Origin of the sequence: Rathayibacter sp. Leaf299 (assembly GCF_001423055.1) — a bacterium.
GTDB lineage: Bacteria > Actinomycetota > Actinomycetes > Actinomycetales > Microbacteriaceae > Rathayibacter > Rathayibacter caricis.
This window is the reverse complement of the sequence record NZ_LMNT01000002.1, coordinates 658,367-670,049: the sequence shown is the minus strand read 5'-3', so window position 1 is coordinate 670,049 and position 11,683 is coordinate 658,367. Positions and strand designations below refer to the sequence as shown.

Genomic DNA, 11,683 nt, shown 5'->3' with positions numbered 1-11,683 from the left:
CTCCCGTCCCGGCGGCCACGGCGGTGCCCCGGTAGATTGGCCGCGAGATGACAGCCGATCCCGATTCGCGCCAGTGGCGGAGGCCGTCGGTGACGGCCGATCAGCGCCGGGCCGACGCCGCGACCGCAGCCGCCCTGTTCGGCGCCTCGATCCTCTCGCTGGTCCTCGGGCGCGCGATCGGGATGTACCCGGACGGAGCCGAGCCGGCGCTGAGCATCGGCCTCCTCGCCCTCGTGATCCTGCCGCTCGCCTTCCGCCGCAGTGCCCCGGTGCCCGTCCTCGCCGTCACCTCGGTGGCGTTCCTGCTGGTCGGCGAGCTGCGCGTGCCCGAGCTCACCATCAGCAACATCGCCCTCTTCATGGCGATGTACAGCGTCGGGGCCTGGGAGCCGAGGCGGGCGCGGGCCGACTGGACCCGCGGCGTGCTGGTGATCGTCATGGCCGTGTGGCTGCTCGTGACGTTCTTCCGCGCGAGCACGCAGGACCTCGAGTTCGAGGGCGCGGGCATCGGCGCGCTCACCCCGGTCGCCGCGTACCTGCTCCAGCAGATCCTGATCAACATCCTCTACTTCGCCGGGGCCTGGTGGTTCGGGAACCACGCCTGGGCCTCGGCGCGCCAGCGGGCCCTGACCGACCTCCGCACCCGCCAGCTCGAGGACGAGCAGGCGAAGGTCGCGCGGCAGGCGATCACGATCGAGCGGCTCCGCATCGCCCGGGAGCTGCACGACGCGGTGGCCCACCACGTCTCGCTGATGGGCGTCCAGGCGGCGGCGGCGCGGACCCTGCTCGACTCCGATCCCGGTCGGGCCCGCGGCCAGCTCGAGGCCCTCGAGGGCACGTCGCGCGCGGCGGTCGGCGAGCTGTACCAGCTCCTCGGCACGCTCCGCGACGAGGAGTCCGTGCTCGACCCGGTCACCGCATCGCTCGGCCTCGACTCCCTCCCCGCACTGGTCGCCGACGCCGAGGCGGCCGGGCTGCGTGTGACGCTCGAGCAGGTCGGCGAGCCGTTCGCCGTGCCGCCGCTGGTCGGGCTGAACCTCTACCGCATCGCCCAGGAGTCGCTCACGAACGTGCTCAAGCACGCCGGGCCGGGCACGCGGGCGCGGGTGCACGTCCGGTACGACGACGACGCCGTCGAGCTCGAGGTCGCCGACGACGGGCTCGGCCGCCCCGGCCCCCGGCAGCGCAACGGAGGCCTGGGCCTCGTCGGCATGCGCGAGCGCGCGGCCACGCTGGACGGCACCCTCGAGGCGGGACCGCGCGCCGGCTCCGGCTGGGTCGTCCGCGTCGCCGTCCCCCTGGGGGTCGCGGCATGAGCGACGTCCGCGTCGTCCTCGTCGACGACCACGCCCTGATGCGTCAGGGCATCAGCACGATCCTCTCGGTGCAGCCCGGTATCGACGTCGTCGGCGAGGCCTCCAGCGGCGAGGAGGCCCTGGAGCTCGTCGCGAGGACCCGCCCCGACGTGGTGTGCATGGACGTCGAGATGCCGGGCATCGGCGGGATCGAGGCGACCAGGCGGCTGCTCGCCGATCCGGAGTCGCCGGTCCGCGTGCTCATGCTGACCACCTTCGACCGCGAGGACTACCTGCTCGAGGCCCTCGACGCCGGAGCGAGCGGGTTCCTGCTGAAGAACTCCCCTCCGGAGCATCTGGTCTACGGGGTGCGGGCGATCGCGGCCGGAGAGGCGCTGCTCGCGCCCGAGCTGACCCGCGCGGTCATCGAGCGCGCGGTGGCCGCCGACCGGGTGCGGACCCCTGCGCCGAGCGGCACAGAGCCCGACCAGCTGACCCCGCGCGAGGTCGAGGTGCTGCGGCTGATGGCGCAGGGGCTCTCGAACGACGAGATCGCCGACCTGCTCGGAGTCGGCCGCGCGACCGTGAAGACCCACGTGTCGAACGTGCTGATGAAGCTCGCGCTGCGCGACCGGGTGCAGGCCGTCGTCTACGCCTACCGGTCCGGCCTCGTCGGCTGAGTCCTTCCTCCGTCTCGAGGCGGAGACGCCGGTTCACCCCCGGGCCGGAAGCGCTCGACGCGGCCCGCTCCTAGCGTGGAGGTGTCAACGGATTCCGGGGAGGTCGCATGCTCAGCGTGCAGAACATCAGTCGCAGTTTCGGCGAGCGCCGCGTCGTCGACGACGTCAGCTTCGACGTCGCCCGAGGGCGCCTCACCGGCTTCGTCGGCGGCAACGGCGCCGGCAAGACCACCACCATGCGGATGATCCTCGGGGTCCTCCGCCCCGACTCCGGCACCGTGACGCTCGACGGCTCGCCCGTGGGCCAGGCCGCCCTGCACGGCTTCGGCTACATGCCGGAGGAGCGCGGCCTCTATCCCAAGATGGAGATCGGCGAGCAGCTGGCCTACCTCGCGCGGCTGCACGGCATCGACAAGGCGACCGCGGTGCAGCGCGGCGACGACCTGCTCGAGCGGCTCGGACTCATCGAGCGCCGGCGGGACAAGCTCGAGGCGCTGTCGCTCGGCAACCAGCAGCGCGTCCAGGTCGCCGCGGCGCTCGTGCACGACCCGGACGTGCTCATCATGGACGAGCCGTTCTCGGGGCTCGATCCGCTGGCCGTCGACGAGGTCGTCGCCGTGATCGCCGAGCACGCGGCGCGCGGAGTGCCGGTGCTGTTCTCGTCCCACCAGCTCGACGTGGTCGAGCGCCTCTGCGACGACCTGGTCATCATCGCGGGCGGCAGGGTGCAGGCGGCCGGCGAGCGCGAGGCCCTGCGCGACCAGCACTCCGGTGACCGCTGGTCGCTCGAGATGAGCGGCGACGTCGGCTGGATCCGCGGCCTGCCCGGCGTCGAGGTGGCCGAGCTCGCCGGGACGTCGGCGCTCTTCCACGCGGGCGCGGCGGCCGCCGACGCGGTCCTGCGCGCCGCGGTCGAGCGGGGCACCGTGTCGTCCTTCCGGCCCGTGAGGCCGACCCTCGGAGAGATCTTCCGGGACATCGTGGTCAGCACACCCTCGGGTGCCGACGAGAGAGCAGCAGCCTGATGAGCACCAGCACGAGCACCACCACCCCCGCGACCGGCAGCGCCCCTCGCCCGGACGCCCCCCGCGACGCACGGCTCGGCACCTGGGGCGCGACGCTCCTCGTCGCCGAGCGCGAGATCCTCTCGCAGGTGCGCTCGAAGGCGTTCCTCGTCTCGACCGTGATCACCCTCGTCCTGGTGATCGGCGGCATCGTCCTCTCGAGCGTGCTGGGGAACCGCACCGCCGAGGCGACCCCGGTCGCGGTCGTCGGATCCGTGCCCTCCGCCGTCACCGACTCCAGCACCCTCGAGATCACCGAGGTCCAGGCGCGGGCCGACGCGGAGGACCTGGTGCGCGACGGGACCGTCGACGCGGCCCTCGTCCCCGACGACTCCGCGCTCGGCTTCTCGATCGTCGCCCTCGACGAGGCCCCCGAGGGCCTGGTCTCGGCCCTGTCCGTCAGCCCCGAGGTCGCCCTCCTCGAGCCCTCCGAGACCCCGTCCGGTCTCCGTACGCTCATCGGGCTCGCCTTCGGCCTGGTCTTCATGCTCGCCGTCCTCGGCTCGGGAGCGACGATCATGCAGAACACGGTCCAGGAGAAGCAGTCGCGCATCGTCGAGATCCTGCTCGCCGCCGTCCCCGCCCGAGCGCTGCTCGCCGGCAAGATCCTCGGCAACTCGGTGATCGGAGTCGGCACGGCGGCCGCCATCGCCGCCGCGTCCGCACTCGGGCTGGCGATCACCGGCCAGACCGAGCTGCTCGATCTGCTCTCGGCTCCGCTGATCTGGTTCGTCGTCTTCTTCGTCTTCGGATTCGTCCTGGTCGCGAGCGTCTTCGCCGCCGGAGCCGCCCTGGTCTCGCGCCAGGAGGATACGGACTCGGTGATGACCCCCGCGATGATGCTCGTGATGGTCCCGTACTTCGGCGTCGTGCTCTTCGGCGACAACGCGCTCGTCATGACGATCCTGTCGTACGTCCCGTTCAGCGCTCCCGTGGCGATGCCCGTACGCCTGTTCTTCGGCGAGGCCGACTGGTGGGAGCCGCTGGTCTCGCTCGCCCTCCTCATCGTCGCGACGACCGCGGTGATGGCCGTGGCGAGCACCATCTACACGAACTCGCTGCTCCGGATGGGCTCGCGGGTGAAGCTCCGCGAGGCGCTGAAGTCGAGCTGACCCCGGCCCTGTCGCCCCGTCGCCCTCCGCAGAGGCGGCGCCGTCAGGCGGGCGCCTGGTCCGTCGCCGCGTTCTCGACGGAGTCGCCGCCCGCGCGCTCCGCTCCCGGATCGCGCGAGGCGCGCGGCCGCAGCTCGCTCACGATCGTCCCCGCCACGATCAGCGCGGCGCCGACCAGCGCGAGACCGGGCAGCCGCTCGCCGGCGAGGCGGCCGACGACCCCTCCCCAGACCGGCTCCGCGGCGTAGATGATCGTCGCGCGGCTGGGCGAGACGGAGCGCTGGGCCCAGTTCATCGTGAGCTGGATGAGGCAGCTGCTCGCTCCCAGGGCGAGGGCGGCGACGAGCCACACCCAGGAGAACGCGGGGATCGCCTCCCCCGCGACGGGCATGGCCGCGAACGCGAGCCCGCCCGCGACGAGCAGCTGCACCACGGTCACGCGCCCGAGGTCGACGCGGCCGGCGAAGACGCTGATCAGGATGATCTCGGCGGCGATCGGGACGGTGCTGACGAGCGTCGCGATCTCGCCCGCCCCCAGCGCGACTCCCGGCTGCGGCCCGGCGACGAAGAGGAGCCCGACGAAGGCCAGCGCGACCCCGACCAGGGTCAGGACCCGCGGTCGCCGGCGGAACACGACCCACTGCAGCAGCGGCACCAGGGGCACGTACAGGGCGGTGAGGAACGCGGAGGTGCTGCTCGGGATCGTCTGGAGGCCGTAGGTCTGGAGCCCGTAGCCGAGCGCGATCATCACCCCGATCGCCGCGCCCGCGCCGAGGTCGATCCGCCGCATCCCGCGCAGCGTCCGACGGAAGACGAGGGCGCTGATCAGGCCCGCGACGACGAAGCGGAGCCCGACGAAGAACAGCGGACCGCTGTGCTCCATCGCCACGTGCACGGCGAGGAAGGTCCCGCCCCAGACCGCGGTGATGCCGATGAGCGCCCACTCGGGCTTCGAGAACCGGAGGGAGCGGAGGAGCGGGAAGTGCAGCATTCTGCACACTTTAGGGTGCAGAATAGTGCGCATGCAACCGTCCTCGGTCCTCGCCCACGTCGGCGGCAACCTCCGGAGGGCCCGGCTGCTCGCGGGGCTCAGCCAGGCCGCGCTCGCGGAGCGCTCGGGCATCAGCCGGCGCACGATCGTCAACGTCGAGGCCGGGGAGGCGAACATCGGCTTGACCGGTGTCGACCGCCTCGCCGAGGCGCTCGGCACCAGCTTCACCGCGCTCGTCTCGGCACCCGGCGGCTCCCCGACGTCGATCGGCGAGGTGGCCTGGCGCGGCGCGGATCCGGCGAGCGTCGCGGTCCTGCTCGCCTCGGTCCCCTCCCGCGAGGAGTCGCAGCTCTGGACCTGGACGCTCGGACCGGGCGAGCGCTACGACGCGCAGCCCGACCCCGACGGCTGGCACGAGATGCTGCTCGTCACCGACGGAACCCTCCTCCTGGCCCGCGACGGGGAGGAGGACCTGACGCTGACCGCCGGGCAGCACGTCGCCTTCTCGACGGCCCGGCCCTACTCCTACGTGAACGCCGGAGCGGAGCACTCCGTCGCCTTCGTCCGCGTCGTCGTGCGGTGAGACCGACCGCCGCCGCGCGGGTGGTTCACTGGAGGGATGACCGATCGTGACGCCCGCATCGCCGATTTCGCCGACTTCCTGACGGCCTCCCCCTCCTCCTTCCACGCCGCGGCCGAGACCGCGCGCCGCCTTGCCGATGCCGGGTCCGTCGCTCTCGACGAGACCGAGGCGTGGCCCACCGCGCCCGGCCGGTACCACGTGGTCCGCGACGGCGCGATCATCGCGTGGCACGTCCCTGCCACCGCCGACGCGGTGACCCCCTTCCGCATCCTCGGCGCGCACACCGACTCCCCCGGCTTCACGCTCAAGCCGAACCCCACGATCGGCTCCGAGGGCTGGCTGCAGGCCGGCGTCGAGGTCTACGGCGGACCGCTCCTCAACTCCTGGCTCGACCGCGAGCTCGAGCTGGCCGGTCGCGTCGTGACCCGCGACGGGAGGGAGCTGCTGGTCCGCACGGGGCCGTTCCTCCGGATCCCGCAGCTCGCGATCCACCTCGACCGCGAGCAGAACGACGGCCTCACCCTCGACCGGCAGAAGCACACCGTGCCGGTGTTCGGCCTCGGCGACGCCTCCGAGGTCGACCTGCTCGACCTGCTCGCCGCGGAGGCGGGGCTCGCCGACGCGTCCGACATCGCCGGCTACGACCTCGTGACCTGCGACACCCAGCCGCCCCGCCGCTTCGGCCTCGACGACGCGCTCTTCGCCGCCGGCCGGATGGACGACCTGAGCTCGGTCCACGCCGGTCTCGTCGCCCTGCTCGCGGCGAGCGCCGCCCCCGTGGAGCCGCGGCACATCAGCGTGCTCGCCGCCTTCGACCACGAGGAGCTCGGGTCCGCGAGCCGCTCCGGAGCCAGCGGCCCGTTCCTCGAGGACGTGCTGACCCGCATCGGAGCCGCCCTCGGCGCCGGCGTCGACGAGCGCGCCCGGGCGATCGCGGCGTCCTGGTGCCTGTCGGCCGACGCGGGCCACTCCGTGCACCCGAACCGCGCCGACAAGCACGACCCCGTGAACCGCCCCGTCGCGGGCTCCGGTCCGCTGCTCAAGATCAACGCCTCGCAGCGCTACGCGACGGATGCGCGCGGCACCGCGCTCTGGTCCCGCCTCTGCGCGGAGGCCGGCGTCGAGTACCAGGAGTTCGTCTCGAACAACTCCGTCCCCTGCGGCTCGACCATCGGCCCCCTCACCGCGACCCGCCTCGGCATCTCGACCCTCGACGTGGGCGTGCCGCTGCTCTCGATGCACTCCGCCCGCGAGCTCGCGCACGTCGACGACCTCGTCGCGCTCGCCCGCGCCGTCGAGGCGTTCTTCACCTCGGAGGAGTGACCGCCGCGTCACCGGGAATCCCGCTGCGCGCCGCGCGGTTGTCCCCCGCATGTCCTCGCACCTGCTCATCGTCCACGGCTACCGCGCCTCGGTCCGGGCCCACTGGTTCCCGTGGCTCGAGCGCGAGGCCGAGTCGCTCGGCGCGACGGTGACGCGCGTCGTCCTGCCCGACGCGATGGCTCCGGATGCGGCCGCCTGGCGCTCGAGCGTCGCGGAGGCCCTGGGCGCCGCCCGGGGCTCGGGCCGCCTCGTCGTGGTCGCGCACAGCCTCGGCTGCGTGACCGCCCTGCGCGCCATCGCCGCCACCGGGACTCGCGTCGACGCCGCCGTGCTGGTGTCGGGCTTCGTCGAGCCTCTGCCCGCCCTGCCGGCGCTGAATGCGTTCCTCGGCGAGGACCCGGGATCCGTGGTCGCCCAGGCGGGCCCGCATCTCGGCGCCGTGCACGTCGTCCGCTCCGACGACGACCCGTTCGTCCCGCCCACCGCGACGGACGCCCTGGCGTCGGCACTCGGCGCCCCGGTCGACGTCGTCCCCGGCGGCCGCCACTTCCTCGCGTCCGAGGGCTTCACCGAGCTGCCGGTCGTCGGCCGCCTCGTGCGCTCCCTCCTCTGACGCCCCCTCACCCCTTGCTGGTCGAGTAGCCCCGCAGGGGCGTACCGAGACCCGCCAACTCCAGACATCGCGGATCTCGATACGCGCGCTCCGCGCGCTACTCGATCAGCAAGCACAGCGCACCCGCCTCACCTGCTGCTGGTCGAGTAGCCCCGCAGGGGCGTATCGAGACCACCGTCACCAGCAGCCCCGACAGCGCGCGCCCCCTCAGAACCGCGCCGCCACCTCGTACAGCACCTCGTCGTCGCCCGCGTACAACCCGTCGACCCGGGGCCAGTGCGAGATCACGTCCGTGAATCCGAGCTCCCCCGCCCGCCCGGCCATGTCTTCGAAGAGGTCGACGCTCGACAGCGAGTAGTGCGGCCCGGAGTCGAGCGACAGGTGCCGCTCGATCGAGCGCGGATCGCGCCCCGCCGCCTCCAGCGCGTCGTCGAGCCGCCCGCTCAGCGCGGCCACCGCCGACCACCACTCCTCGCTCGTCGTGCCCTCGGGCCCGGTGGTCACCCAGCCCTGCCCGCGCTCCGCGACGAGCGCGAGACCCTTCGGGCCGTTGGCCGCGAGCACGAACGGCACGCGCGGGCGCTGCGCCGGCTCACCGACCATCCGGGCCCCGCGGGCCGTGAACCAGTCGCCGTCGATGTCGATCCCGCCCGATCCCGGCTCCTCGTGCCGCAGCAGCACGTCCAGCGCCGACACGAACTCCGCGTAGCGCTCGTGCCGCTGCCGGGCCGTGTAGGCGGGCTGCCCGAGCACCGACGCGTCGAAGCCCGTGCCTCCCGAGCCGACGCCCAGCACGAAGCGCCCGCCGGCGATATCGTCGACCGTCGCGACGTCCTTCGCGAACGGCACCGGATGCCGGAAGTTCGGCGACGCGACGAAGGTGCCGAGCCGGATCGTCTCGGTGACGAGCGCCGCCGCGGTGAGCGTGGGGATCGTCGCGTGCCACACCTGGTCGGCGAGCGAGCGCCACGACAGGTGGTCGTAGGTCCAGGCGTGGTCGAAGCCGAGTCCCTCCGCCGACTGCCACTTCCGGCGGGCGGTGGTCCAGGTCTCCTGCGGGAGGATGACGATGCCGTGGCGCATCGTCCCAGAGTAGGGTCAGGCCCCTGCCGGCGTCGCCAGGATGTCGTCCCACTCCTCCGCGCGCTCCCAGCGGAAGCCGTGGCGCTCGTAGAGCCGGCGGGCGGGGCTGAGCTTCAGCACGTCGATCCGGAACGGCAGCCTCGCCCGGGCCTCCTCGGCCATCACGTGCCGCAGCACGGCGGAGCCGGTGCCCCGGCCCTGTGCGGACGTCGCGAGGTAGAAGTGCTCGATCCAGACCGCGTCGTCCTCGACGCGCGAGGCGATGCAGCCGACGTCGACGCCGTCGACCACGATCACCCGGGTGCGCTCGGGCGCGAATCCGTCGAGGAACCGGTGCCGCACGCGGTGCTCGTCGTAGCGGTCGAGCCGTTCGAGGTCGGGCCGCATCACGACGGCACGGAGCTCCGCGATCCACTCCGCGTCGTCGGCGGTCGCCGCCCGCAGACTCCAGTCAGCGGCCACGGGGCTTCCGCGTGCGCCGCACGACGGCCTTCGCCGGGCCCGGACGTGCGGGCTTCTTCTTCCCGCCGCCCGCCTTCTCGGCCTTCTCCCGCGCCTCGCGGGCCTTCGCCTTCGCCGCCTTCGCGCGCGACTCGACCTTGGGCGTCGCGGCGGTGCCGCGCGTCGTGTTCGAGCTGCGGCCGCGGACCACGCCGATGAAGTCCTCGACGTCGTCCGTCTTCTCCTCCGTGACCCAGGCCAGGCGCACCGCGGTCGGCGCGACTCCCGAGACCGGCACGGCCCGCACGTCCTTGCGGCTGTGCACGCGGGCGACCGCCTGCGGCACGATCAGCACGCCCACGCCCGCGGCCACCTGCTCGACGGCGTCGTCGAGTCCGGACATCCTCGGCAGCGGTCGCCGCGAGCCGTCGGCGATCTCCACCGCGACGGCCGCCCACTCCGGCACCGCCGACGGCTCCTGCAGGAGGTGCTCGTCGGCCAGGTCGGCGACGTCGACCGACTCCGCGTCGGCGAAGGCGTGCTCGCGGCCGAGCACCACGACCGGCTGCTCGTCGTAGAGGTGGATGGCGCTGAGGAGGGAGGAGTCGACGTCGCCGCGGACGAACGCCACCTGCGCGCGGCCGTCGAGCAGCGCGCGCGTCGTCTCGTCCTCGGCGAGCGCCAGCACGCGCAGTGGCAGGTCCGCGCGGCGGTCGCCCCAGATGCGCGTCCACTTCGTCGGGGTGACCCCGGGTGCGAGGGCGACCGAGAAGACCGGGCCCGCCGGCTCGTGCGCATCGGGCTCGTCCCGGTCGAGCTCGTCCTGGTCGGGCTCGTCCGCCGCCGACGCGTCCCCGTCCGGCCCCTCGACCGCAGCCTCGTCCAGGCGCTCCGTCCCGACGACGTCGGCGTCCTGCTGCGGGGTGTCCGGCTCGTCGCTCATCCGTCCAGGGTAGGCGCTGTGCGCGCGACGGTAGGGTTGCCGCATGGCCAAGGCGACACAGACGATGAAGGCTGCGACCGCGGCGAAGAAGCTCCAGATCTTCCTGCCCGCGACCCCGGAGGAGTTCCAGGAGTCGGCGATCACGCGCGAGCAGTACGACGAGCTCGTCGCGAACCCGCCCGCGTGGCTCGTGGAGCTGCGCGAGAACGGTCCGCACCCCCGCCCCGTCATCGCCTCGCGGCTGAACGTCTCGATCTCGGGGCTCGCCCGCGGCGGACTCACCGAGGCGCTCACGACCGACGAGATCCAGGCCCTCCTCGACGAGGTCCCCGAGTGGCTTCGCGTCGAGCAGAACCGCTACGCCGAGGTGCGCCGCGAGCAGGCTCGCCTGAAGTCCGAGCGCGCCGCCAAGGCCGCGGAGTAGCTCCTCCACCCCCGGTCGCTCCGGCGAGATGCCACTCCGGTACGCGACACGCCGTCGCAGGCGTACCGGAGTGGCATCTCGCGCAGCCGCCGCCTACTGGTTCGAGAACGCCGCGTCGAACGATGCCGTCGGCGTCTTCCAGAGCAGCGAGCGGATGAACCCCACGGCCTCCGCCGCCCCGTGCAGTCGGTCCATCCCCGCGTCCTCCCACTCGATCGAGATCGGGCCGGAGTAGCCGATCGCCTCGAGCGCGCGGAACGCGTCCTCCCACGGCACGTCCCCGTGCCCGGTCGAGACGAAGTCCCAGCCGCGCCGCGGGTCGCCCCACGGCAGGTGCGAGCCGAGCACGCCGGCGCGGCCGTTCTGCGGACGCATGCGCGTGTCCTTGCAGTCGACGTGGTGGATCCGGTCCTTGAAGTCCCAGAGGAAGCCGACCGGGTCGATGTTCTGCCACATCATGTGCGACGGGTCCCAGTTGAACCCGAACGCCGTCCGGTGGTCGATCGCCTCGAGCGTCCGCACGCTCGACCAGTAGTCGTAGGCGATCTCGGACGGGTGCACCTCGTGCGCGAACACGACGCCCTGCGCGTCGAACTCGTCCAGGATCGGGTTCCACCGGGTCGCGAAGTCCTGGTACCCCTCCTCGATGACCGAGGCCGGCACCGGCGGGAACTGGGCCACGTACGGCCAGATCTTCGACCCCGTGAAGCCGACGACCACGTCCACGCCGAGCTTGCGGGCGACGCGGGCCGAGCGCTTCATGTCCTCCGCGGCCCGCTGCCGCACGCCCTCGGCGTCGCCGTCGCCCCACGTGTAGTCCCGCACGAGCGCCTTGTGGCGGAAGTCGATCGGGTCGTCGCAGACGGCCTGTCCGGTGAGGTGGTTCGAGATCGCGAAGACCTCGAGTCCGTAGCGGTCCAGGATCTCGAGCCGCGACGCGACGTACGAGTCGTCCTCGTCGGCGCGCTGGAGGTCGAGGTGGTCGCCCGACGCCGCGATCTCGAGGCCGTCGTAGCCCCACTCGGAGGCCAGGCGCGCCACCTCCTCGAAGGGCAGATCCGCCCACTGGCCCGTGAACAGGGTCACCGGACGGGTGGCGGCGTAGGTCTTCTCGCTCATGGCGCTGTCTCC

13 protein-coding genes are annotated in these 11,683 nt (G+C 73.1%); 8 read left to right on the top strand and 5 right to left on the bottom strand.

Annotation, left to right across the window (positions count from 1 at the left end):
• Window positions 1-47 precede the first annotated feature (47 nt).
• The 4 genes from ASF48_RS10380 (at window position 48) to ASF48_RS10365 (ending at window position 4,151) form a co-directional block, all read left to right on the top strand.
• Entirely contained in the window at window positions 48-1,316 is a 1,269-nt protein-coding gene (locus ASF48_RS10380) for a sensor histidine kinase (protein ID WP_055790694.1), read from the top strand.
• On the top strand, window positions 1,313-1,975 hold the full coding sequence (locus ASF48_RS10375; RefSeq protein WP_055790691.1) for a response regulator: 663 nt from the start codon (window positions 1,313-1,315) through the stop codon (window positions 1,973-1,975). Before ASF48_RS10380 ends, ASF48_RS10375 begins: the two co-directional genes overlap by 4 nt.
• Before the next feature lie 107 nt (window positions 1,976-2,082).
• Window positions 2,083-3,000 carry an ABC transporter ATP-binding protein gene (locus ASF48_RS10370; RefSeq protein WP_055790688.1) on the top strand — a complete coding sequence of 306 codons (918 nt, stop codon included), beginning with the start codon at window positions 2,083-2,085 and terminating at the stop codon, window positions 2,998-3,000.
• Window positions 3,000-4,151, top strand: coding sequence for an ABC transporter permease (locus ASF48_RS10365; RefSeq protein WP_082481237.1), 1,152 nt, complete (start codon window positions 3,000-3,002; stop codon window positions 4,149-4,151). The genes ASF48_RS10370 and ASF48_RS10365 overlap by 1 nt, the downstream gene beginning before the upstream one ends.
• A gap of 43 nt (window positions 4,152-4,194) precedes the next feature.
• Here the strand turns inward: ASF48_RS10365 and ASF48_RS10360 are convergent, their stop codons facing one another.
• Window positions 4,195-5,142, bottom strand: coding sequence for a DMT family transporter (locus tag ASF48_RS10360; protein WP_055790685.1), 948 nt, complete (start codon window positions 5,140-5,142; stop codon window positions 4,195-4,197).
• A 31-nt stretch (window positions 5,143-5,173) separates the two neighbouring features.
• On the opposite strand from ASF48_RS10360, the gene ASF48_RS10355 reads away from it, so the two are divergent.
• Genes ASF48_RS10355 through ASF48_RS10345 form a run of 3 tightly spaced genes read left to right on the top strand, consistent with a single transcriptional unit; the run spans window position 5,174 to window position 7,661 of the window.
• Complete coding sequence (locus tag ASF48_RS10355; protein WP_055790682.1) at window positions 5,174-5,725, top strand: XRE family transcriptional regulator; 552 nt, start codon at window positions 5,174-5,176, stop codon at window positions 5,723-5,725.
• 36 nt (window positions 5,726-5,761) lie between these two features.
• Window positions 5,762-7,048 carry a M18 family aminopeptidase gene (locus ASF48_RS10350; RefSeq protein ID WP_055790679.1) on the top strand — a complete coding sequence of 429 codons (1,287 nt, stop codon included), beginning with the start codon at window positions 5,762-5,764 and terminating at the stop codon, window positions 7,046-7,048.
• Between the two features lie 49 nt (window positions 7,049-7,097).
• On the top strand, window positions 7,098-7,661 hold the full coding sequence (locus tag ASF48_RS10345; protein WP_055790677.1) for an RBBP9/YdeN family alpha/beta hydrolase: 564 nt from the start codon (window positions 7,098-7,100) through the stop codon (window positions 7,659-7,661).
• 207 nt (window positions 7,662-7,868) lie between these two features.
• Here ASF48_RS10345 and ASF48_RS10340 read toward each other — a convergent pair whose 3' ends face one another.
• From ASF48_RS10340 to ASF48_RS10330, 3 genes are read right to left on the bottom strand one after another with little or no spacing between them, the layout of a single operon-like run.
• The gene (locus ASF48_RS10340) at window positions 7,869-8,744 is read right to left on the bottom strand and encodes an LLM class flavin-dependent oxidoreductase (RefSeq protein WP_055790674.1); all 876 of its coding nucleotides are present in this window, start codon (window positions 8,742-8,744) and stop codon (window positions 7,869-7,871) included.
• A gap of 15 nt (window positions 8,745-8,759) precedes the next feature.
• Window positions 8,760-9,206 carry a GNAT family N-acetyltransferase gene (locus tag ASF48_RS10335; RefSeq protein ID WP_055790670.1) on the bottom strand — a complete coding sequence of 149 codons (447 nt, stop codon included), beginning with the start codon at window positions 9,204-9,206 and terminating at the stop codon, window positions 8,760-8,762.
• Window positions 9,196-10,128, bottom strand: coding sequence for a LysR family transcriptional regulator substrate-binding protein (locus tag ASF48_RS10330; RefSeq protein ID WP_082481235.1), 933 nt, complete (start codon window positions 10,126-10,128; stop codon window positions 9,196-9,198). The genes ASF48_RS10335 and ASF48_RS10330 overlap by 11 nt, the downstream gene beginning before the upstream one ends.
• A gap of 43 nt (window positions 10,129-10,171) precedes the next feature.
• Between ASF48_RS10330 and ASF48_RS10325 the strand changes: the two genes are divergently transcribed.
• Window positions 10,172-10,552 carry a DUF5997 family protein gene (locus ASF48_RS10325; protein WP_055790667.1) on the top strand — a complete coding sequence of 127 codons (381 nt, stop codon included), beginning with the start codon at window positions 10,172-10,174 and terminating at the stop codon, window positions 10,550-10,552.
• 93 nt (window positions 10,553-10,645) lie between these two features.
• Here the strand turns inward: ASF48_RS10325 and ASF48_RS10320 are convergent, their stop codons facing one another.
• Window positions 10,646-11,671: a sugar phosphate isomerase/epimerase family protein gene (locus tag ASF48_RS10320; protein ID WP_055790663.1), complete on the bottom strand. Its 1,026-nt coding sequence runs from the start codon at window positions 11,669-11,671 to the stop codon at window positions 10,646-10,648.
• Between the last annotated feature and the right edge of the window lie 12 nt (window positions 11,672-11,683).